Here is a 22,728-nt window from a genome sequence, read left to right as displayed (position 1 = left end):
CAAACGGAAGATTGTTGCGCCGGTGACTGTTACCGATGTCTCCAGACTCTTTTGTTACCTATGTTCCCGGCCGCTCACCGCGCGAAGAATTTGTCAATGCCAAGCAATGGGGACGCCGCATTTGCATGCTTTGATTTTGAGATAATATAACCAACGATTGTGCAACGAATCATCAACCCCAAGTCGTCAGAATGCCCAGAGTGCTTTAGCCCCAAGAACAGATGATTCAGACCGTCCGTGATCTGGTCAGCGGCTGATCCTTGCTGGACTCTGTTAAGCCCCCCGGAATAGATAGATTTATTAACACCCGTTCTATCTATGAATCTATGGATATACGGATGATCGCTTGTGCTAGCTGCATCCAGCTCGTACTCAACAACAGAGTCTGACGCTTCGTATTGAGTGCAGAGAGCGCTGTAGAGTCTGCAACCCACCATCATCAGAAGGTGATTCGGTTCATTCTGGGCAGGGAGCTGCGCGGCGAACATAGCGAGAGCCCTGGTGCCAAAAGATGTATCTTCGGCTTTGTCGATCCATGTGGAAAATTCTTTTGCCTTGGGGTGGCCGCCATTGCCTGCTTTGCGGAAACAGCTGATAGCGAAATCAATGTCACAGGGACTGATGCTTGCGCCGCCATTTATTAGGGCCAAGTTGTATAGAGCGGACACATGCCCGCTAGCCGCCGCTGCCCTAAAATACTTGTCCGCATCATAGAAGTTGCCCTTCTGTAGGCACAGAACTCCCTTTGAATAGTCGTCTTCTGTTTCTTTGCTTTCGCTTTTAAAGAATGGATTTCCAAAAAGTGCCATCTTCTTTCCCCAAGTCTGCTGAATTGCTTGCGAGCGCCTAACAGCTAATAGGCGGACCCCGGGGTCCGCATATACATCAGCACCAAAATTGCGCAAGATGCACCTAAATTACCGATTCGCATCGACTTTCCCCGCGTCAGGCCGCATATGCACAGGGAGCAAGTGCCGTCTCATGATGCCGTAATCGGTTCGCTTTTGTCCCACACCGCGACGACTGTTATGAGGCCTGGTTCACACTTCGCGTCTGCGATTGCTTGAAGTCGTCTCGGCGCGTGCCGCCATCGGCAATAGCGGACCGCGTGGGGAGATCGCCTGGCGCTACGGATTCGCCGCTTTGCCCGTTTTCATGGAATGAGCGGTGGTCAAGATTGCGGACAAGGTGCCTGATATCGACGGACCGCGGCACTGATTGATAGCGGCGATGCGGCCCGGACGTGAAGCGGACCGGCGAGTTCTCATGCGCATTTCAGGCTCACGGCGCTAGGATTGCCGATCTGGGGCAGACGGACGTTGTCCGTGGAGCATCATTCGAATCGCGTGCGCGCCTTCGCGGCCGACACGCTCACAGCCGGGTCCATCATGAGCACGCCACACCATGCGCCGCATCGTCGCGCCCTTCTCCGCCGCCTTCCCGTCACGCTGCTGATCGCCGGCCTCGGCCTGAGCAGCACTGCCCGGGCCGCCGACAGCGAGGCCGCGCGCTGGCAGCGCGAGGCAGCGGCGATCACGATCACCCGTGACGATTGGGGAATCGCCCACGTTCACGGCAAAACCGATGCCGACGCGGTATTCGGCATGGCGTACACGCAGGCCGAGGATGACTTCAACCGTGTTGAGACCAACTATCTGGTTTCGCTCGGCCGGCTTGCGGAGGCCGAGGGCGACAAGGCGATCTGGCAGGATCTGCGCCAGCGCCTCTACATCGACCCGGCCGAGCTGAAAGTGCTGTATGGCCAAAGCCCGGCCTGGCTGCGCAAGCTGATGGTGGCCTGGGCCGACGGCCTCAACGCGTATCTGGCGGCACATCCCGACGTGCACCCGCGCGTCATCACGCACTTCGAGCCGTGGATGGCGCTGAGCTTCACCGAAGGCAGCATCGGCGGCGACATCGAGCGCGCCAAGCTCGGCCCGCTCGAAGCGTTCTACGATCATGATCCGGCGGCGGCCACCGCGCGCGCCGAGGTGCCGGCCAGCTGGATCGAACCGACCGGCTCGAACGGTATTGCCATTGCACCGAAACAGACGGTGGACGGCCACGCGCTGCTGCTGATCAATCCGCACACCTCGTTCTATTTCCGCTCCGAGCTGCAGATGTCCAGCGACGAAGGCCTGGATGCCTACGGCGCGGTGACCTGGGGCCAGTTCTTCATCTACCAGGGCTTCAATCCGCACATCGGCTGGATGCACACCTCGACCGGCGCCGACGTCATCGACGACTTCGCCGAAACCATCGTCCACCAAAACGGCAAGCTCTACTACCGCTACGGCAAGAAGCTGCGGCCGGTGACGGTGAAGCAGATCACGCTCAAGAGCCGCGGCGCCGACGGCACGATGCAGACGCGCACGTTCACGACGTACGCGACGCATCACGGCCCCATCGTGCGCGCTGACGGCGAGCACTGGATCGCGATGGCGATCATGAACAAGCCGATTCCGGCACTCGAACAGAGCTGGCTGCGGACCAAGGCCAGCGACTACGCGAGCTACATGAAGATCGCCGAGCTAAAAGCCAATTCGTCGAACAACACGATCTTCGCCGACGACAAGGGCGAGATCGCGTACCTGCATCCGCAGTTCGTCCCCAAGCGCGACGATCGCTTCGATTACACGCAGCCGGTCGACGGCAGCAATCCAGCCACCGACTGGCAGGGCCTGACGCCGCTCGATCAATTGCCGCGCGTCTACGATCCATCGGTCGGCTGGGTTTTCAACACCAATGACTGGCCGTATTCGGCGGCCGGCAAGGACAGCCCGAAGCAGGCCGACTTCCCGCGCTACATGGACAGCGCCGGCGAGAATCCGCGTGGCATCCATGCCACCGAAATGCTCAGCCAGCAGCACGGCTTCACGCTCGGCGCGCTGCTGACCGATGCCTTCGACTCCTACCTGCCGGCCTTCGCCGATCTGATTCCCAAGCTCGTCGCCGACTATGACGCGCTGCCGGTCAGCGACCCGCGCAAACAGGCGCTCGCCGGCCCGATCGACGTGCTGCGCCACTGGGACTATCGCTGGGGCATCGCGTCGATTCCGATGTCGGTCGCCGAATTCACCGGCGACGTGCTGTGGGACGCGGCCGGCAAGGACGCCAAGGCGCATCACGATTCGATCTATGTGGAAATGACCCGGCGCACGTCCGAGGAACGCCTGAATGCGCTGCAAGCCGGCATCGCACGGCTCGAACAGGACTTCGGCTACTGGGCCGTGCCGTGGGGCGAGATCAACCGCTTCCAGCGCAATGACGGCGCCATCGAGCAGAAATTCGACGACGCCAAACCGAGCATCCCGGTGCCGTTCACGTCGTCGCGCTGGGGCTCACTGGCGTCGTTCGGCGCGCACCGCTGGCCGGGCACCAAGCGCTTCTACGGCACCAACGGCAACAGCTTCGTCGCCGTCGTCGAGTTCGGCAAACGCGTCGAGGCGCGGGCGATCACCGCCGGCGGCGAGAGCGGCCATCCGGATTCGCCGCACTTCGACGACGAGGCCGAGCGCTACACCACCGGCAATCTGCGCACGGTCTATTTCTGGCCGGACGAACTGCAGGGACACATCGAAAGCGTCTACCATCCGGCGTTCAGCGCGCCGCCGCAGTCCTGAAACGGCGGCGCGCATCCGCCTAACGCTGACTGGGGAGTCACACGCGCATGCGCGCACGCCGATCAATCATCACCGCCCTGCTCTGTTCGCTGGCCGTCGCCACGCCGGCACTGGCGGCGCTGTCGACGCCGGAGCAGCAGATCACCGCGGCGGTCGATGCCCACCAGGACGCGTCGATCGCCCTGCTCGAAAAGCTCGTCAACCAGAACAGCGGCACCAACAACCTCGCCGGCGTCAAACGCATCGCCGAAATGCTGACGCCGCAGTTCGAGGCGCTGGGCTTCAAGGTCACGTTCAAGCCGATGGGCCAGACGCAGCGCGCCGGCCACCTGATCGCCACGCATGCCGGCAAGCCGGGTACGACGCGCATGCTGCTGATCGGCCATCTCGACACCGTGTTCGAGCCGGATTCGCCGTTCCAGACCTTCCGCCGCGACGGTGACACCGCCTACGGTCCCGGCGTCGACGACAACAAGGGCGGCGTGGTCGTCATGCTCGACGCCTTGCAGGCGATGAAGGCGGCCGGCACGCTGAAGAACGCCAACATCGAAGTCGTGCTCAGCGGCGACGAGGAAAGCGTCGGCAGCCCGAAGCAGCTCGCGCGCGCCGACCTGATCGCCGCCGGCAGGCGTGCCGACGTGGCGCTCGACTTCGAGGACTTGTCGCGCGAGGACGGCAAGGACATCGGCGCCATTTCGCGGCGTTCGTCGAACTCGTGGACGCTGACCACGCACGGCCATTCCGCGCACAGCTCCGGCATCTTCTCGGACAAGGTCGGCTACGGCGCGGTCTATGAAATGGCGCGCATCATCGACGCCTTCCGCCGCGAGCTGCCGGAACCGAAGCTGACGTTCAACGTCGGCCTGATCGGCGGCGGCCAGAGTGCAGACCTCGACAGCGACGGCGTGCGCATCGCCGCCACGGGCAAGACCAACATCGTCGCGCCGATCGCCATCGCCCGCGGCGACTTCCGCACGCTGACGCAGGAGCAGACCGAGCGCGTGCGCAAGAAGATGGAAGCGATCGTCGCCGACCATCTGCCCGGCACCAGCGCCGAAATCACCTTCAACGAGGGCTACCCGCCGATGCCGCCGACCGCCGGCAATCGCGCGCTGCTCGGCCTGCTCAACGAGATCAACGGCGACCTCGACCTCGAACAGATGGGCGAACTCGATCCGCTCAAGCGCGGCGCCGGCGACATCTCGTTCGTCGCCGCCGACACCGACGGCCTGGTCGGCATGGGCATCGCCGGCACCGGCACCCACACGCCGGCCGAAACCGCCGATCTGTCCAGCATCCCGCGCCAGGCCAAGCGCGCCGCGATCCTGATGACGCGACTCAGCCAGAAAAAGCGCTGAGCGCGTTCGTCACAATGGAGTTCTGAGGCGCGCGACGGGCGACAGGATCGCGACGCCGTCGAGGCGATCGATCTGCGGCTGCGGAACCTCGCAAGCCTGAAACTCTGATCGCCAGTGCGCCGCGATCGTCGCTTCCACCTCGTCGACGATCTCGCGTGCCTGGCTGGGCGTCAGCGCAAAGCGCCCGGCTTCGCTCAGCGCATTGGCCATGGTCGCCGTCCTGCCGGCCGCTCCAACCTGCATGGCCTGCGCCGCCTCCTGCCCGACACGCGGCATCGGCAGCAGATCATAGGCCGGCGTCAGCCGCAGCCATTGTCCGTCCCAGAACGCCGCGTGATTCTTGGCGTGATCGTCGGTATTGCCGACGAGAATGTTGAACACCATGCGCCGGAAGAGCTGGCGGGCATCGTCGCGGCCGTTGGCGGCAAGCCGATGCAGCAGCTCCGCCAATGCCGGATAGGAAGCCAGCCGGGCTTCGGTGTCATCGAGATCGAGCAGCGTCAACGCCGACAGCATCGAACGTCGCAGCAGCGCGCCGCTGGCCGCGGGCTCGCGGTCGAAGCGTTCGACGAGCAGAACATCCTTGCCGGCGACGCTGACCAGCGACGTTGCCGCCGTGCGAATTCCACAGCGTGCGGCCAAGCGCATACAGGCCCATTCGGCGCGCACCACCGACCAGCGATCCGTCGTCGATGAAAACTTGGCGATCAACGGGCGATGGCCGTCCATCAACGTCGCCTTGGGCCTGGCGCCACCGATCGACGTCCCATGTTCGAGGGCGGCGGCAAGCTCCGCTGGCAGCGGCTGCTGGCGCTCCAGAACCTCCGCAGCCTGCAGCAGATCATCGAGGCGGGCGGGTGCCAGCGTCGACGGCACGAACCGGTCCGCTTGCGTCTGAAAATGCAGCGCCCCGATACGATCGCCGCGGCTGTCGGCCAGATAATCGAGTTCCGGCAGCTCACCCGACTTGCGCCGATACTCGATGACACGCCGTCCCCAGGCGTCCGGGGCCGCGTCAGCAATCGCGGCCGGCACTTGTCCCGCGCGTCTCGCAAGGTGAATCCGCTCGTCCAGCGGCATGCGCTCGGGCATCAGGGCAATGGCGTCGCGACGTGCCCGATAGCTGCGTCCGTAGATGAAGCGCACCATGCCGCTTTCAGCCCAGAGCCGGCCGCACACCACAGGCTCGACCGCCTGCGGCAGCCAGATCCAGACGAACAATTCAGAAGTCATCGGCAGCCGTCCGGTGCCTTGCTCGAATGTTCGACGGCCGCTCCGTGGTCGTATCGAGCCTGCGGTTCAGTTCGGCACCGATGCCGCCCTGTCCGACCGCCCACAGCAAGCCCAAGAGAATGCCTGCGGACACACCGGCAGCGCCTTTTTCCGCGTCACGAAGCGTGCGTTCGGAAATCCCCATGCGTCGCGCCAGCGAGGCCTGGGATTCGCCGCGTGCGACGCGTGCGCGGCGCAGCGCCAGACCGACGGCACGCAGATCGTCAGCGACGGGAACGGGCACGGTGCTGGGATACTCGGCTTTCATACGGCAATATATTGCCGCTTATTTCCATAAACGGCAATATATTGCCGGTTTAGCTCGTCTCTTGGTTTCAGGGTCTGGCCCGGTACGTCGTCAGCAGTTTGGTGAAGGTCGGCAGCGCCGCCTGCAGCGCGGCCTGCGACTGCGCGCTGACGACGAAGGTCACGTAGAACTCGCCTTCCTCGCCGTAAGCCACGCGCTCCCAGTCACCGGGAGCGCCGACCGGCGGGTGGTAGAACAACACCTGAAACGGTGTACCGTCGGCGCTTTGCATCGGCGGCTGTTGCGCGACGATCAGGCCCGGATCGCCATCCTTGAAGTTGGCGATGTCGCTGGCGACGAAGGATTGCAGCGTCGGACTGTCCGGCGCCTCGCGCTTGGGTCGTGCCATCGCGTAGATCACGGTGTCAGCCTGCGCAAAGCTCGAACCGTCCGGCGCCATCGCATAGAAGCCCAGGTAGTACGACGACGCGCGATCGAAGTGCCAGCCGGTCGGCGGCACGAGCTTTGGCCACCAGACGGTTTCACTGCCGTGATCGGATGGGATCGCGACCTTCTCGATATCGGCGTGAACACCAGTCGACACCAGTAACAGCAAGGCGGCAGCGAAAACTTTCATGCGACTCCGGGCGGCAGGCCTGATGCGGCCGCCGGGATCATCGGCGGCCGCGAGAACAATCAGGTCTAGCGTAATGGAGCGCGCGGCCGCGCGCAGCGCTACGACGCAGCGGCAGCCGGCATCGCCTGCGCGTACAGTTCGCGCAGCTTGAGTTTCGAGACCTTGCCGGTCGCGGTATGCGGTAGTTCATCGACGAAGATCACGTCGTCCGGTGTCCACCACTTAGCGATCTTGCCGTCGTAGTAGCGCAGCAGCTCGTCGCGGCTGAGCTTCTCGCCCGACTTGCAGACCACGACCAGCACCGGTCGCTCGTCCCACTTCGGATGCGGCTGCGCGATCACCGCGGCCTCGACGACGGCCGGATGCGCCATCGCCAGATTTTCGAGTTCGATCGAGCTGATCCACTCGCCACCGGACTTGATGACGTCCTTGGAGCGGTCGGTGATCTGAATAAAGCCATCGGCATCGATCGTGGCAACGTCGCCGGTCGGAAACCAGCCGTCGACCAGCGGGCTGCTGTCGCTGCGGAAATAGCGGGACACCACCCAGCTCCCCTGCACCAGCAGATCGCCGGACGCCTTGCCGTCCCACGGCAACTCGCGGCCGTCGGCATCGACGATCTTGATGCTGACGCCGAACGGCGGTCGGCCGGCTTTCATCGACTGCTCGGCTTTTGCCTCGGGCGACAGCGCCTCGTAGTGCCGGGTCGGCGTGTTGACCGAGCCCAGCGGCGACATTTCGGTCATGCCCCAGGCCGGCTGCATCTCGATGCCCAGCTCGTCGTGGAACGCCTTTTTCAGCGACGGCGGACAGGCCGAGCCGCCGACCACGCAGCGGCGGAACGCCGGCAGCGCCGTGCCATGCTCGCGCGCGTACTGCAGCATGCCCAGCCACACCGTCGGCACGCCGGCCGAGAACGTCACGCCCTCGTTGCGGAACAGCTCGCAAAGACTGGCGCCGTCCAGCGCCGCCCCCGGCAGAACGAACTTGAAGCCGACCAGCGGCGCCGTGTACGGCATTCCCCAGGCGTTGACGTGAAACATCGGCACGATCGGCAACGCGCAGTCGGTCGCCGACAGCCCCAGGGCGTCCGGTAGCGCCGACGCGTAGCAGTGCAGCAAGGTCGAGCGATGCGAATACAGCACACCCTTGGGATTGCCGGTGGTGCCCGAGGTGTAGCACAGCGCCGCGGCGCACTGCTCGTCGAACACTGGCCACTCGTAATCGTCGTTCTCGGCCGCCAGCAGGCTTTCGTAATCACGGCCGCGCGCACCGGCGATGTCCGGCGCATGCGCGGCATCGGTCATCGCCACCCAGTACTCGACCTGCGGGCACAACGGAATCAGCTGCGCGACGAGGCCCGCCAGATTGAGGTCGTAAAACAGCACGCGATCTTCGGCGTGGCCGATCATCCAGGCGATCTGCTCCGGCAGCAGCCGCGGATTGATGGTGTGAATCACCGATCCACTGCCGGACACCGCGTAGTACAACTCCAGATGCCGATAGCCGTTCCAGGCCAGCGTACCGACGCGGTCGCCCGGCGCGATGCCCAGCGTGCCGAGCGCCTTGGCCAGCTGCCGCGCACGCGCGCCCAGCGCGCGCCAGTCATAGCGATGGAAACGCGCGTCGCCCTCGGCCGGCTCGATCACCCGAGACACGATCTCGGTGCGGCCGTGGCAACGTTCGGCGTGTTTGAGCAAGCTGCTGATCAGCAGCGGCTGATCCATCATCTGTCCGTTCATCGTTCTCCTCGTGGCCGGGCTTCGGAGCCGGCTCTGGCGTCATGTCGAGTCTGCAATGTGCAGACCGACATAGTGCCTCAGAACAACGAAAAACGGGGCGGCGCGCGACGCTGACGCATGCGACAGAAACGCGGCGCGATCGACGGCGCCGGCCGGCCGTCAGGCCTGCTGCGATTCGCTCGAGCGCGCGACGAACACTTCCTTGCCGGTGGCCGGATTGCGATAGACGTCCATGCCGTTTTCGTGGCGCAGGAATTCCATGTTGGCCGGATCGAGGCCATTCGGCGTCATGCCGACGGTCTGGCTGATCGAGCCTTCGTACTGCCACTCGCGCGGGGTGACGAAGTTCTGCAGCTCGCTTTCGAACAGGCGACAGGCGCTGACCAGCTGGTCTTCCTTGTCTTCGTAGTTGATGCGACCGAACTCGGCCCACATGCAGCGCGCCGTGAAGCCGCTGGTCTGGTCGGCGACGGCGATGTCGATCGACTCGCCGTTCTTCAGAAACTCCAGGCCGGCGGCCTGCAGCTTGTCGATGAACGCCTCGACATCCTTCGGCGACATGAAGCCGACACGGGCGATTTCGTTGTCGGCGCACAAGGTCTTGTTCGGCACCAGCCCGAGAAACGCCGGCCAGCCGCCCTGCATTTTTTCCTGAATTGCCGAAATCTTGACGATGACGGAGATCGCTTCCACCAGTACGGCCATGTTGTCCTCAAGCTTGAAGCAAATGAACGAAACCGCGCGGCAAGAACCCGGCTTCGACGCAAAGTAAATCGAGCCGTCCTGCCAAGCAAGAACGGCGCCACGTAGCGCTATTCCGAAGGATCGAACACGCCGCGACGCAGCAGACCGAAGCCCGAGCGGCGGCGCACGGCAGCGGGCGCCGGCGATGACCGCTCGCGAGATTTTTGCTGCCGTTCGAGCTGATGCGGGCACGGCGTCTGCGCGCTATCGCTGCAGCACAGGCACTTCGGACAGATCAGGCGCCCGCAACTGCAGCTGCGATCCTTGCCGTAGACCAGCGGCCAGTAGCCACAGTCGGCCATTACCGCCTCGACGCGCCCACCGCAGTGCGCCAACAGCGTACGGCGCATGCCGTCGTCGAAACGGCCGATCAGGATGCCGTTCGGGTACATCGTGAATTCGCCGATGCGCTGGAATTCCGCCGGCGTCAGATGCGCATCGAGCGTCGCCAGTGCCTTGAGCAAGGCGTCGAGGCTGCCGGCCGGATCGGCGATGCCCAAGGTCGACGCGCTGACCGCACGTCCGGCCTTTGCATCCCCGGTGCCGAGCAAGCTCGCCAACGCGCCGGCATCGGACGCCTGCCCGCTCGCGCGCCAGCGCAGCCAGGCATGCAGCACGAACAGATACAGCCACGGCAGGCGCGGCACCGGCGGCGGCTGTTTCATGCGCGCCGCGCTCTGCCGCCACTGCTCACGCAACAGCTCGAGAAACGCGCGCTGTTGCAGGCTCCACGGCGTCCCGTCGCCCGGCAGATCGAGATCCCAGAAACTCCACAGCGCCGGCGGCAGTTCGGCACGCAGACGCCGGTCGAATGCGGTGGTCGCCGGGGCTTCGATCTGCGCGCGCAGCACCTGCAGGCTCTCGTTGCGCGCGCGGTAATGCGCAATCGGATAGTCCCAGGCCCAGACCGGCATTTCCATCAGCCGCTGGCGCACCGGGCTGTGCAGGTGAAAGACATCGCGAAAGCGGCGCAGCAGCTCCTGAACCTCGCCGGCGTGCGTGACGCCGAGCACGACCATCGCTTCATTGGCACCCGGCAGCGCGGCGCGCCAGCTATCGGCCGCATGGCGCCGCGCGCGGCTGGTCAGCACGCCATCGTCGAAACGCGTGTAAGGGCTGCTGACGCCGCACAGCAGCACGTCGCGGCCGGCGACATCAGCCTTGAAGGCCTTGACCTTCCAGCGCCCCGAGCGCATGCCGCCATTGAGCGTGCGCCGACAGTTCTTGACGTCGACGCCGTGCCGGCCATCGATCTGCAAGTCCATCGCCTGCCATGCGCTGTCGGCCGATGACAGCTGTTCGATCGCCACGTCGCGTACCGACAGCCCCAGCGACTGCAGATAACGCTGGGCGGCTTTCTCGGCGGCACGCGCGGTCTGCATCTGCGCGCGGATCGCGGCCGCCATCTCGGCGTTCACTGCCGGCTGCGTGCTGACCCACAGCTCGGCCAGCGCACGGTCGCGATCGTCCAGCGATTGCAGCACGTCCTCGGCATCGAGCTGCGTCTGTTGCTGCGTCCACGCCCCCAACTGATCGAGCGCCGCCAACGCGGCGCAGAAGCGCGGCGCACGCTGCCGCGCCATCGCGCGTATCACGGTCGACGGCGCATCGGCCAGCGCCGGCCAGTCGTCTTCCTCCGCCGGCCACGACGCGCCGCTGTCGAGCGCGGTGACGATTCGCTGCCACCAGCGCGCCGGATCACCGCCCGCCTGATCAATGCCACGTCGCGCCCAGAGCAGCGCCGGGTCCAGCGTCGTGGCGGTGCCGCGCTCGCTACGCGGCGCGAATGTGGTGCCGACGCTGATATGACCGGAACTCGTCACCGGCAGGCGCTGCGCCAGACCGAGCCACAACGCGCGGTGCGCCGGCAAGGTCTCCCATAGTCGCCCGAGCATCGACTCGCCGACGACAAAGAACGGCTCGCACATCCAGATGCGCAGCATCGCCGGCAGGCGAGCGTCTGCCTGCTGCTGCAGCGCGCGCATCACCGCCATGCGCTGCGCTGGCGTCGCCAGTGGCCACACCGATTCCAGTACCGGCTCCGCCCACACGGCGGTCGGCAACTTCGCGACCAGCGGCCGCAACGGCGTCAGGTCGTCGCGCAGCGCACCTTGCATCGCCAGGATCAGCGGCAACAGTACCGGCGTATCGGGCAACAGCTCGCGCAGGCGCGTCACGTCGAGTCCGGCTTGATTCGCTGTCGCCAGCACGTCCCACAACTGCGCCGCGGCGCTGGCGTCTTCGAGCGCGAGCACATGGCCCTGCACCGCCGAACGCTTGCCGTCCGCTTTGTCGACGATCTGTAGCCGCACCGGTGTACCGCTCAGGTCGACGCTCGCGCCGGCGAGCGATGCGATGCGGCTCTCGTTGAGGAAGATGTCCTCGCGGCGCGTACCGGTCAGCGTGCGCGCAAAGCCGAAGCCCTTGTCGGTGACGCGCTGGACGAACGCCAGCTCCTCGACGGCCGGCGTGCGAGCACGGCCAGCCGCAGCGCCCGCGGGCGCCCGGCGCTCCCGGGGCTCGGGGTCGCGCGATGAAGATCGGCTCATGCTCAGGGTTCGGCGTCGTCGGCGTCGCAGTCTCGGCCGCTATTGTCGCCCAGCCTTAGGCTTTCGCGCGCGCCGCGCAGCGGCGGCGCCGTTGCGCCTATCGATCGACGGTTTCAGCGGCGCGCACGCGTTCGGCTTCCTCGCCAGCCGCGGTATTGGCGACGCCGGCGCGCGAGCCGGCCAGTTTGGCGGCCAGATGGTCAGCGACGGTGATCGGCGGGTACTGCCCGCCATCGATGCCCACACACGAACGTAGGGTCGAAATCAGCGCGTCGTAATTGCCGTCATGGAAATACGCCGCCGAGCGGCGCCGGCGAATGCGGCCGTCGACCACCGGCGGCTGCACGCGATGCAGCGTCGAGCGCCAGCGATCGTTGGTCCAGCGCGCGGTCAGATCGCCCAGATTGACGAGCAGACAACCGGGCGCCGGCTGTACGTCGTGCCAGACGCCGTCGCCACCGAGCACCTGCAAGCCCGGCACCGGATCGGCCCACAGCACGGTGACGATGCCGTAGTCGGTGTGCGCGCCCATGCCGGTCGGCGTCACGTCGCCAACGGCCAGGCCGTCCGGCAAGGCGTAGCGGATCATGCGCAGCACATCGACCGAATGATCGGTGACCGACGTGAAGGTCTGCGGCGAGACATTCAAGGCATCAGCGAACACACGACACAGCGTCCGCGCCACGCCGCCAGCCGCCGTGAAATATGCCTCGACCGCCGCGCGAAACGGCGCCGCCGCGAAGCCATCACCGTCGCCGGGCCAGACGTTCTCGGCATAGACGTCGGCCGGCAGTGTCAGCTGCGAGAACTCGGACGCGGCGGCGCCGATGTTGAAGGCCTCGAAATAGTCGTTGAGCTGCGACGCCGACTCGACGCCCAGCGACAGGCTCAGCGATTCGCTGTGCGGCGGCGCGTAGCCGCGGTTGATCTGCGGCGGCGTGCGGTAGCGCTGCTTGGTGTCGAGCGGCTGATCGAAAAAGGCGTCGATCGCCGCGCCCAGACCGGCAATGACGTCATGTGGGATGCCGTGGCCGCGCACCTGAACAAAGCCGACGTCACGGCAGGCCCGCGCCATGTCGACGGCGACGCGGGCGCGCACTGCGGCGTCGGACGCCAGCGGCGACACATAGGCGCTGATATCGACGACCGGCACCGAAAACGGCCCGGGCGCCGCGGAAAAATGCTCACTCATGGTTCTCGAACCCCACATCGAGGCGCTTGCGGCGCCCGGGCAACGGCGAATCGGACCGCCGGCAACTTTGTGCACAATCCTTGCTACAGATTGCATGCACTTTTTCCGGACCTGTTTCGCCTAGCAATAGGCCTGCCGTTTTCGCGGCACGACGGGACGGTAACAGTCTGGTGCCGTTGCGCAGTGCGGCCGCGCGATGGCGACACCCGAACCGAGCGGTCCTTCCGGAGACCTCGCATGCCCGATTTCATCGCCGATCTGCCCAAAGCCGAGCTGCACGTGCACCTCGAAGGCACACTCGAACCGGAAATGAGCTTCGCGCTGGCGCAGCGCAACGGCGTCGAGCTGCCGTACGACAGTCCGGAGGCGGTGATCGCCGCTTACGACTTTCACGACCTGCCGTCGTTTCTGACGATTTACTACAAGGCCATGGAGGTGCTGGTCAGCGAGCAGGACTTCTTCGATCTGACCTATGCCTATCTGAAGAAGGCGCGCGAACAGAACGTGCTGTATTGCGAGCCGTTCTTCGACCCGCAAGCGCATACCACTCGCGGCGTGCCGTTCGCCACCGTCATCAGCGGCATCCACAAGGCGCAGGAGCAGGCGCGCACCGATCTGGGCATCGAGTCGCAGCTGATCATGTGCTTTCTGCGCGACATGAGCGCCGAGTCGGCGATGGAAACGCTGCAGGCCTCGCTGTCGTTCAAGGACTGGATCGTCGGCGTCGGTCTCGACTCAGATGAGAAGAACAATCCGCCAAGCAAGTTCGCCGAGGTCTTCCAGCAGGCGCGCGCGCATGGTTACAAGCTGACGATGCACTGCGACGTGCACCAGCACAACACACACGAGCACATCCGTCAGGTGCTCGACGACATCATCGTCGATCGCATCGATCACGGCATCAACACGCTGGACCGCAGCGAGCTGTACTCGGAAGTGGCCAGACGCGGCCTGGGCTTGACGGTCTGCCCGGTGTCGAACCGCTTCGTCGTGCAGAACCTGACGACGGCCGAGATTCGCCGCATGCTCGAATTGGGCATGCGCGCGACGATCAATTCCGACGATCCGGCGTATTTCCGCGCGTACATGAACGAGAACCTGCAGGCGCTCGTCGATGACGGCATGACGCGCGACGAAATCGCGCAGTTGACGCGCAACGCCTTCGAGGTGGCGTGGCTGCCCACCGATCGGCGCGACCACTACCTGGCGGCGCTCGACAGCTATCTGCAGGCCGCGGCCTGAACCCTGACCCTTTTCTCTTTCCGACGATTTTCAAGAGATCCATGTCGACTCGTCTGCTGGCGCCGCTCGCGCTCGCCGCCCTCGCCACGCTTGCCGCCTGCTCGAAAGGCGTGCCGAGCGCCGCTGTGCCACAGCCGATTCCGGTCAAGGTGGTCGTCGTCACGATGTTCGAGGACGGTGCCGTCACCGGCGACAAGGCTGGCGAGTTCCAGAACTGGGTCGAGGGTCAGAAGCTCGACACCGTCTACCCGTTCCCGCTCGGCAAGTACGAGCTGCGCGGCAACGACGCCGGCCTGCTGGCGATCTGCACTGGCATGGGCATCAGCAACGCCACGGCGTCGATCATGGCGCTCGGCACCGATCCGCGCTTCGATCTGTCGCATGCGTACTGGCTGATCGCCGGCATCGGCGGCGGCGACCCGCACGACGTCTCGCTCGGCACCGCCGTGTGGTCCAAGCACGTCGTCGACGGCGATCTGCTCTATGAGATCGACGCCCGCGAGATTCCCAAGGACTGGCCCTACGGCCTGCTGCCGCTCGGCGGCCAGCATCCGAACGACACCGAACACAGTTGGACCGTCGACACCCTGCACTTCGCGCTGAATCCAAAGCTGACCGACTGGGCCTACCAACTGACCCAGGATCACCCGGTCGCCGACAGCGCCGGCATCGCCAAATTCCGGGCGCAGTTCACCGGCTATCCGAATGCGCTCAAGCCACCGTTCGTCACCGAGGGCGACACGATGTCGTCGAGCCGCTATTTCCACGGCGACCTGATGACGCAGTGGGCCAACGACTGGATGAAGCTGCAGGCCGGCAGCGACGCCAACTTCATGATCTCGGCGATGGAAGACAGCGGCACGCTGACCGCCCTGCATCGACTCGCCAACGACCACCGCGTCGACCTCGACCGCGTGATGGTGCTGCGCACCGCCAGCAACTACAGCATGCAGCCGCCCGGCAAGGACGCGGCCTGGAGTACCACCGCCGAATACCCGGAAGACGGCAAGCCCGCGATCGACGCGGCCTACCAGGTCGGCGGCATCGTCGTGCACACCCTGCTCGACGGCTGGGCGACCTATCGCGACCACATTCCCGGTAACTGAAGCGGAACCGACCATGAAACTTCTCAGACTGCTTTGCCTCGTCATGACCCTGACCGTCAGCCACGCGTACGCCGACAGCGCACCCGACCAACCCGCGCACTACCAGCCGACCAACACCATCCTCATCCTCGGCGCCGTGCCGCAGGAAATCCCGCCGTTCGTGGCGGCGATGAAGGATGCGGTAAAAAAGGATCTCTGGGGCATTCCGTACTGGCAGGGCCACATCGACGGCAAGCCGGCCGTGGTCGCCATCACCGGCATCGGCAAGACCTCGACGGCAATGACCTCGACGCTGTTCGTCACCCAGTTCAAGCCGCGTCTGGTGCTGATGAGCGGCACCGGCGCGCGCATCAATCAGAGCCTGCGTACCGGCGACGTGATCGTCGCCACCGTCATGCACGAGCACGACTACGGCAGCCTGACGCACGACGGCATGGTCTATCGCCCGTTCAACGGGCCGGACGACGGCAAGGAGATCAAGAACGCGTTCTCGCCGTCGCCGGTGCTGTTGCGGGACGCGGAAAAGGCGATCGCCACCTATAAGGGTCCGGAAGTCACGGCCAACGGCTCGACCTACCACGTCAAGGCGCGGCTCGGCGTGATCTCGTCGTCGGACCTGTTCGGTGTCACCCAGCAGCGCATCGACTATCTGCGTAACGACCTGCACACCGACATCATGGAAATGGAATCGGCGCCGCTCGGTCACACGCTGCAGATTCTCGGCGTGCCGTACATCGTGGTCCGCGGTGGCAGCAATGTTGCACAGGAAACGCCGAACAACGACTACCTGCGCCTCGGCCCCATCGCCGCCAAACAGGCCGCGTTGTTCAGCCTGCACCTGATCTCGTATCTCTAAGACGCTTCACGCCCGAACGCCATGCGCCGCCTCGCCCTCGCCTGCACCCTCATCGCCCCGCTGCTGTTCGCCAGCGCCTCCGCCCGCGCTGACGAGGCCTGGTTCGAAAAGTTCAAGGCGCAAGCCACGCCGGAGCAGATGTACCGCTTCCTCTATGCGCTGCCGAAAGGCGGCGACCTGCACAACCACCTGTCCGGCGCCGGGCTGTCGGAATGGTGGTGGCAGGCGGCGCTGGACCAGCAAGCGCGGGGCTACACGTATTACAGCAAGGTCCGCATCAACAACTGCATCCCGTACGGCAGCGTCAACGAGTACGGCAACGATCCGTACTACCTGCTGTTCCATACCATCCAGCAAACCAGCTACGACAAGCTCGACGCTTGCCAGAAGTCCGAATACAAGCGCCTGCAGGATCTGACGGCGAAGGAAAAGGATGGCTGGCTGAACAGCATCCGCCTCGACAAGCCGTTCGAGGGCCGCGACGAGTTCTTCAGCACGCACTGGCAACGCCTCGCCGATCTCGACCGCAATCCGTACGTGATGGCGGAAATCCTTTACCAGAACATGAAGGCCTTCAGTGCCGAAGGCCTTGAATACCTGGAGACGATGAACGGTGCGTTTGGCTATCTGAAGCCCGACGGCACGCTGTTCACGCCGGACCAGACCGTCGACATCCTGCGCCAGCGTCTGGCGCAGCGCGACGCCAAGGCGACCGGCGTCACCGTGCGCTTCCAGAGTTCGATCCTGCGCTTCGCGCCGAACGCCGAACAGCAACTGCGCACGCTCTACGCGTTCACCGACCAGCACCGCGATCTCTACGTCGGCATCAACATGGTCGGCCGCGAGGACAACCAGAAAGGCTATCCGCTGCGCTTCTTGTCGACGTTGCGCGATCTGCGCAAGCACTACCCGGACATCCATCTGTCGATCCACGCCGGCGAACAGGACGAGCCGAGCAATCACATTCGCGACACGCTGCTGCTCGGCGCCGAGCGCATCGGCCACGGCGTCAACCTGATCGACGAGCCGGACATGATGGTGCTGATGCGCAACGGCCCGTACATGGTCGAGATCAACCTGATCAGCAACTTCATGCTCGGCTACGTGCCGGACTTCCAGCACCATCCCTTCCCCGAGTACCTGCGCATCGGCATTCCGGTCGCGCTGTCGACCGACGATCGCGGCATGTGGGATTCCAACCTGACCGACGAGTACTACGTCGCCGTCCACGAGTTCAACCTGTCGTGGGACGAGATCGTCAAGATGGGCCGCAACTCGCTGAAGTACGCCTTCGTGCAGGAGCCGGTCAAGGAAAAGCTGCTGGCGGACTACGACCGGCGCGTCGCGCGCTTCGCCAAAGACTTCCAGCGCAAAGGCTCGGCCGCGCTCGACGACGTGCATCCGGTGAGCTACTCGTTCACCTGCAAGCACTATCAAATCTGTCTGCCTCGCCAGTGAGCACGCCATGAGCGCAGACACGAACCCCGCGGCACGGCACTGAACGATGGCCACGGCCGGCGACTTCACGATGACGCGCGCGCAGCGCATCCGCCTGACGCTGGCCTGCCTGCTCAGCTATTTCATCGCCGCCGGCCTGATCTCGCAGATCGGCGCGATCAGCGGACCGATGGCCGCGCATTTCGGCAAGGCGCTGACCGACGTCTCCGAGCGCTTCTCGTCCTTGAGCAGCGGCATCATGATCGGCACGCTGTTGAGCCTGGTCTGGTTCGAGTGGAGCGGCCTCAAGCGCACCATCATCAGTTGCTATGTGATCGGCGCCGCGGTGCTGCTGGCCATCCTGTTCGGCGATTCGTGGTCATGGCTGCCGGTCCTGCTGGCCGTCGCCGGGGCCGTCGCCGGGCTCGGTCTGGCGGCCGCCGCGGTGACCCTGGCGCTGAGCTATTCGGCGCGCATCCGTGCGGTGCTGCTGTTGTGCACCGATCTGTGTTTTGCCTTGGCCGGCATCGTCTGTGCACCGGCTGCGGCGCAGATGATTTCGCACGGACTGCCGTGGAGCGCCAGCTATGGCGCGCTGGCGGCGCTCTGTGCGCTGGTCGTCGTACTGGCCGTGCTCAGCCCCTACCCACCGTCGGCGCGCGAAGCGGGCGAACGCGTGGCGCACGAACGCTGGCCGCTGGGGGCCTGGCTGTGCGCGATCGCGCTGCTGTTCTATCTGCTCGGCCAGGTGACGATGCTGCTGTGGCTGCCGCAGCACCTGCAGCAACAACTGCACGTCGACTACGTCACCAGCACCGCCGGCATCAGTCGCTACTGGACCGGCATGGCGATCGGCCAGTTGCTGCTGGTCGCGCTGTTGCAACGCCTCGACTTCCGTCGCCTGCTGCCGCTGATCGCCTGCGCGTCGGTCGCCGCATCGTTCCCGCTTTGGCTGAGCCGCGACGCATCGGCGCTGATGCTGGCGACGACCGTGCTCGGCATCGTCAACGGCGGCGTGCTGAAGCTGAGCCTGACCTACGCGACGACGCTGGTCCGCCACCCGCAGCGCGTCGTCGCGCTGCTGCTGTCGTGCGGCTCGCTCGGTCAGGCACTGAGTCCGTATCTGTCGTCGCAGCTCGTGCGTCACGCCGATACCGCCCTGGCGCTGCAATCGGTCAGCGTCTGCTACGCATTGATGGCCGCCTGCATCGTCGTCGCCATGCGTCGTCGCGCGCTGCCCGTCCCCCACCCTTCGCCGGCGGTTGCCGGCGATCTCCCCTGAGCCGAACGCCCCCGCACCGGAGACTGTCATGGACCCCGTCAGCATTCCCGTCATCGATTTGCGCACCGCCAGCCCCGATGACCTCGTCAACGGTCTGATCAACGCCTCCTGCGTGTTTCTGGTCGGACACGGCGTGCCGCGCGCGGTGCGCGAAGCCGTGCTCGAAACCGGCGACCATTTCTTCGGTTTGCCGCGTGACGAGAAAGCCAAGGTCGAGTGGCCGGGCGACGGCCCGTGGTACGGCTGGCAACCGGTCTCCGAATCCAGCCCGACCGCCGAGTTGCTCGAACGCTACGAGCTGCGCCTCAAACCCAGCGACTCGCATCTGCCGCCCAAGGTCTGGGCCGACGGCTTCCCGCTGTGGCCGCAGAGCCCGCCGGACTTCCGCAATGCCTGGACCGCGTTATACGTCGCGATGCATGGCCTGGCGGCGCGCGTCACCGGCATGATCGCCGAGTCGCTGGCGCTGCCGGATGCCGATGTGCCGGCCTGGACCACGCAGCAGCACTCGAACCTGGTCGTCAACTACTACCACGCGCAGACGCAGGCCCCGGAAGCGGGCCGCACGCGGGCGCGGGCGCACACCGACATCGGCGGCATCACGCTGCTGTGGGCCGACGATGCGCCCGGCGGTCTCGAAGCGGCGATCGGCGCGCAGCGCGCGTGGACGCCGGTGCGCTTTCGCGACGACGCCTGGCTGCTGCAGGCCGGCGATCTGTTGCACCTGTGGTCGGGCGGTCGCATTCCGGCCAACCCGCACCGTGTCGTCAATCCGCCGCCATCGGCCAATGCCAAGGCACGCCGTTCGATCGTGTTCTTCCACCACCCGAACGCCGACACCTGGGTTGCACCGGCGAACGCCGAACACGGCATGCAGGCGCTCGACCACATCATGGCGCGCCAGCGTGGCGAATACGCGCGCGTCGAAGCCCGCTGAGACTGCCCGCCCATGACCATGCCCAGCCCCGACGATGCCACGCTGCACGCCTTCGTCATGGCGATGCCGAAGGCCGAGTTGCACGTGCACATCGAAGGCACGATGGAACCCGAGCTGTACCTCGACATCGCCGCGCGCAACGGCATCGCCACGCCCTACGCCGATGCCGAAGCGGTGCGCCAGCGACTGCGCGACGCGCATGACCTACCAAGCTTCATCGGCATCTACGAAGAGCTGATCGCCGCGATCCGCAGCGCGCAGGACTTCCGCGATCTGGCGATGGCGTTCTTCGCCAAGGCGCAGTCGCAGGGCGTGGTCTACGCCGAGGTGTTCTTCGACCCGCAGCTGCACCTCGAGCGCGGCATACCGCTGGCGGCGATCTTCGGCGGGCTGGCACGGGCGCGCATCGAGGCCGAGCAAACCCTCGGTTTCAAGGCGCGCTACATCATGTGCTTCCTGCGCGACCGCAGCGCCGACGACGCGCTGAAGGTCTTGCGCGACAGCGCGCCGTGGCGCGACGAATTCATCGGCATCGGTCTCGACAACCCCGAGGTCGACGGCTTTCCCGACAAGTTCGCCGCCGTCTTCGACGAGGCGCGGGGCATGGGCCTGCGCTTGACCACGCATTGCGACGTCGGTCAGCCGAACACCGTGGCCCACCACTGGGGCGCGCTCGACGTATTGAAGGTCGAGCGCATCGACCACGGCCTGAACGTGCTCGACGATCCGAAGCTGATCGATGCCGTGCGCGAACGCCGCATCGGCCTGACCGCGGCGCCGACGCTGTTCTACACCGAGATTCCGGGCCGCATGGAATATCGCGCCGGCGCGATCAAGCAGCTGCTCGAACACGGACTGCTGGTCTCGCTGAATTCCGACGATCCGGGCATGAAGCGCAGCCTCTATATCGGCGACCTGATGCTGCGCGCCGCCCGGACCGTCGGCCTGTCGCGCGATATGCTCGTGCAGCTGGCACGCAACAGTTTCGTCACCGCCTGGCTCAGCGACGAGGAACGCGACGCCTACCTCGCCCAACTGGAAACCTGCGATACCGCTGGCGCATGATGCGGCCGCCGCGTCACGACACCTCTCCAGAAAAATCGATTCACGCCTGATGACCATCAACGTTTCTCTGCGCCGTCTTGGCGCCGCACTGTCGCTCCTGCTGTGCGCCGCGCCAGCACTGGCCGCCGCACCGGCCACCGTCGCCCCGCCCATCCCGATTCGGGTCGTCGTGCTCGTCAACTTCGAGATCGGCAAGGACAGCGGCGACACCGCCGGCGAATTCCAGCGCTGGTACGAGCGCGGCATCGACGGCAAGCACAAGCTCGACTGCGTGCCGCTGCCGATGAGCACACACGCCGCCTGTCTCGACCGCGCGCATGGCGTACTCGTCACCTACACCGGCCTGACCGCCGACCATGCGGCAGCCAGCGTGATGGCGATGGGCATGGACCCGCGCTTCGACTTCAGCAAGGCCTACTGGCTGATCGGCGGCATCGCCGGCATCAACCCCGAGCGCGGCACGATCGGCTCGGCGGTCTGGGGGCAATGGGTCGTCAACGGCGATTGGGCCTACGAAATCGACCCGCGCGAAATGCCCAAGGACTGGCCGACCGGCTACATCCCGTTCAAGCACAAGACGCCGTACGAGCAGCCAGCCGGCGACGACAACGGCAAGGTCTTCAAGCTCAACGGCAAACTGCGCAACTGGGCCTACGATCTGACCAAGACCATCAAGCTCGACGACAGCGACAAACTACGGGCAATACGCGCCGGATATACCGATGACCCGGAGGCACGCAAGCCGCCGCGCGTCATGCGTGGCGACAACATCTCGGCCAACACCTTCTGGCACGGCAAGCTGCTCAACGACTGGGCCACGCAGTGGGTGCGCTACTGGACGCACGACCAGGGTCAGTTCGTCACCACCGCCGTTGAAGACAGTGGCATCCTCGAAGCGATCCGTTTCCTCGATGCGGGCGGCAAGGCCGACTTCGCACGCGTGATGCTGCTGCGCACCGCCAGCAACTTCAGCATGCAGCCAAACGGCATGACGGCCGCCGAAAGCCTCGCCCGCGAAGTCGACGGCTTCGGCGCCCTGCAACCGGCCTGCGAAGCACACTGGCGCGTCGGCAGCGCCGTGGTCCGCGAACTCGCCGAGCACTGGTCGAAGTACGAGAACGACCCGTTCGCGCCGGCTTCGGCCAAGCAGTGAAGCCAATCAAAAGCGGATGAACCGCAGATTTCGCAGATTCGCGCAGATTGAAATGCGATTTTCTGCAAAACCTGAGGTCGCGGCTTGCGCCGCTCCTACAAACAAAGCGGGGCATGTAGGAGCAACTGTCTTATGTGGCGGGGCTCATTTTCCATACGGTCTGGTCGCGGACCATGGCATTGAGCCTGGTGATGAGGACACGCATGCAAGCCGTGATGGCGACTTTGGCGCACTTTCCGGCGTGACGCAGGCGCCGATAGCGCGCGTTGAAATCGGGTTGCAATCG

18 protein-coding genes and 1 pseudogene are annotated in these 22,728 nt (G+C 65.3%); 10 read left to right on the top strand and 9 right to left on the bottom strand.

Annotated elements, in window-relative coordinates; all coding sequences use genetic code 11:
- Positions 1-74: 74 nt before the first annotated feature.
- A complete protein-coding gene (locus G7Y82_RS20870; protein ID WP_168150076.1) occupies positions 75-809 on the bottom strand; it encodes a sel1 repeat family protein in 735 nt (244 codons plus the stop codon).
- Between the two features lie 579 nt (positions 810-1,388).
- Here G7Y82_RS20870 and G7Y82_RS20865 point away from each other — a divergent pair.
- Positions 1,389-3,623, top strand: a complete 2,235-nt coding sequence (locus tag G7Y82_RS20865; RefSeq protein ID WP_168150075.1) for a penicillin acylase family protein — start codon at positions 1,389-1,391, stop codon at positions 3,621-3,623.
- Positions 3,624-3,670: 47 nt separating this feature from the next.
- Positions 3,671-4,981, top strand: coding sequence for a M20/M25/M40 family metallo-hydrolase (locus G7Y82_RS20860; RefSeq protein WP_168150074.1), 1,311 nt, complete (start codon positions 3,671-3,673; stop codon positions 4,979-4,981).
- 9 nt (positions 4,982-4,990) lie between these two features.
- Here G7Y82_RS20860 and G7Y82_RS20855 read toward each other — a convergent pair whose 3' ends face one another.
- The 7 genes from G7Y82_RS20855 to G7Y82_RS20825 all read right to left on the bottom strand — a co-directional run bounded on the left by G7Y82_RS20855 (position 4,991) and on the right by G7Y82_RS20825 (position 13,364).
- Positions 4,991-6,214: a type II toxin-antitoxin system HipA family toxin gene (locus G7Y82_RS20855; protein ID WP_168150073.1), complete on the bottom strand. Its 1,224-nt coding sequence runs from the start codon at positions 6,212-6,214 to the stop codon at positions 4,991-4,993.
- Entirely contained in the window at positions 6,204-6,497 is a 294-nt protein-coding gene (locus G7Y82_RS20850; RefSeq protein ID WP_168150072.1) for a helix-turn-helix domain-containing protein, read from the bottom strand. The genes G7Y82_RS20855 and G7Y82_RS20850 overlap by 11 nt, the downstream gene beginning before the upstream one ends.
- A gap of 91 nt (positions 6,498-6,588) precedes the next feature.
- Positions 6,589-7,137 carry a hypothetical protein gene (locus G7Y82_RS20845; RefSeq protein ID WP_168150071.1) on the bottom strand — a complete coding sequence of 183 codons (549 nt, stop codon included), beginning with the start codon at positions 7,135-7,137 and terminating at the stop codon, positions 6,589-6,591.
- A gap of 98 nt (positions 7,138-7,235) precedes the next feature.
- Positions 7,236-8,879, bottom strand: a complete 1,644-nt coding sequence (locus G7Y82_RS20840; RefSeq protein ID WP_168150070.1) for a 3-(methylthio)propionyl-CoA ligase — start codon at positions 8,877-8,879, stop codon at positions 7,236-7,238.
- A 159-nt stretch (positions 8,880-9,038) separates the two neighbouring features.
- Positions 9,039-9,584 (bottom strand): hypothetical protein, encoded by a 546-nt coding sequence (locus tag G7Y82_RS20835; protein ID WP_168150069.1) that lies wholly within the window; start codon positions 9,582-9,584, stop codon positions 9,039-9,041.
- A gap of 107 nt (positions 9,585-9,691) precedes the next feature.
- Positions 9,692-12,172, bottom strand: a complete 2,481-nt coding sequence (locus G7Y82_RS20830; RefSeq protein WP_168150068.1) for an amino acid adenylation domain-containing protein — start codon at positions 12,170-12,172, stop codon at positions 9,692-9,694.
- A gap of 97 nt (positions 12,173-12,269) precedes the next feature.
- Positions 12,270-13,364 (bottom strand): isopenicillin N synthase family dioxygenase, encoded by a 1,095-nt coding sequence (locus tag G7Y82_RS20825; RefSeq protein ID WP_168150067.1) that lies wholly within the window; start codon positions 13,362-13,364, stop codon positions 12,270-12,272.
- A 237-nt stretch (positions 13,365-13,601) separates the two neighbouring features.
- Between G7Y82_RS20825 and add (G7Y82_RS20820) the strand changes: the two genes are divergently transcribed.
- The 8 genes from add (G7Y82_RS20820) to G7Y82_RS20785 are packed head-to-tail and all read left to right on the top strand — an operon-like array spanning position 13,602 to position 22,442.
- Positions 13,602-14,606, top strand: coding sequence for an adenosine deaminase (gene add, locus G7Y82_RS20820; RefSeq protein WP_168150066.1), 1,005 nt, complete (start codon positions 13,602-13,604; stop codon positions 14,604-14,606).
- Positions 14,607-14,647: 41 nt separating this feature from the next.
- Entirely contained in the window at positions 14,648-15,712 is a 1,065-nt protein-coding gene (locus G7Y82_RS20815; protein WP_168150065.1) for a purine-nucleoside phosphorylase, read from the top strand.
- Between the two features lie 13 nt (positions 15,713-15,725).
- Complete coding sequence (locus tag G7Y82_RS20810; protein ID WP_168150064.1) at positions 15,726-16,568, top strand: 5'-methylthioadenosine/S-adenosylhomocysteine nucleosidase; 843 nt, start codon at positions 15,726-15,728, stop codon at positions 16,566-16,568.
- A 21-nt stretch (positions 16,569-16,589) separates the two neighbouring features.
- Positions 16,590-18,026, top strand: coding sequence for an adenosine deaminase family protein (locus G7Y82_RS20805; protein ID WP_168150063.1), 1,437 nt, complete (start codon positions 16,590-16,592; stop codon positions 18,024-18,026).
- Positions 18,027-18,072: 46 nt separating this feature from the next.
- Positions 18,073-19,287 (top strand): MFS transporter TsgA, encoded by a 1,215-nt coding sequence (gene tsgA / locus G7Y82_RS20800; RefSeq protein WP_168150062.1) that lies wholly within the window; start codon positions 18,073-18,075, stop codon positions 19,285-19,287.
- 28 nt (positions 19,288-19,315) lie between these two features.
- Complete coding sequence (locus tag G7Y82_RS20795) at positions 19,316-20,224, top strand: isopenicillin N synthase family oxygenase (RefSeq protein ID WP_168150061.1); 909 nt, start codon at positions 19,316-19,318, stop codon at positions 20,222-20,224.
- 12 nt (positions 20,225-20,236) lie between these two features.
- Complete coding sequence (add, locus tag G7Y82_RS20790) at positions 20,237-21,289, top strand: adenosine deaminase (RefSeq protein ID WP_168150060.1); 1,053 nt, start codon at positions 20,237-20,239, stop codon at positions 21,287-21,289.
- Between the two features lie 49 nt (positions 21,290-21,338).
- Positions 21,339-22,442, top strand: coding sequence for a purine-nucleoside phosphorylase (locus G7Y82_RS20785; protein WP_168150059.1), 1,104 nt, complete (start codon positions 21,339-21,341; stop codon positions 22,440-22,442).
- A 130-nt stretch (positions 22,443-22,572) separates the two neighbouring features.
- Here the strand turns inward: G7Y82_RS20785 and G7Y82_RS21630 are convergent.
- Positions 22,573-22,728 (bottom strand): annotated as a pseudogene (locus G7Y82_RS21630) (IS110 family transposase); the annotation flags it as partial.

The sequence above is a fragment of the Solimonas marina genome (assembly GCF_012241385.1).
Lineage (GTDB): Bacteria > Pseudomonadota > Gammaproteobacteria > Nevskiales > Nevskiaceae > Solimonas > Solimonas marina.
The sequence above is the reverse complement of the archived record's forward strand: the minus strand, read 5'-3'. Positions and strand labels throughout refer to the sequence as shown.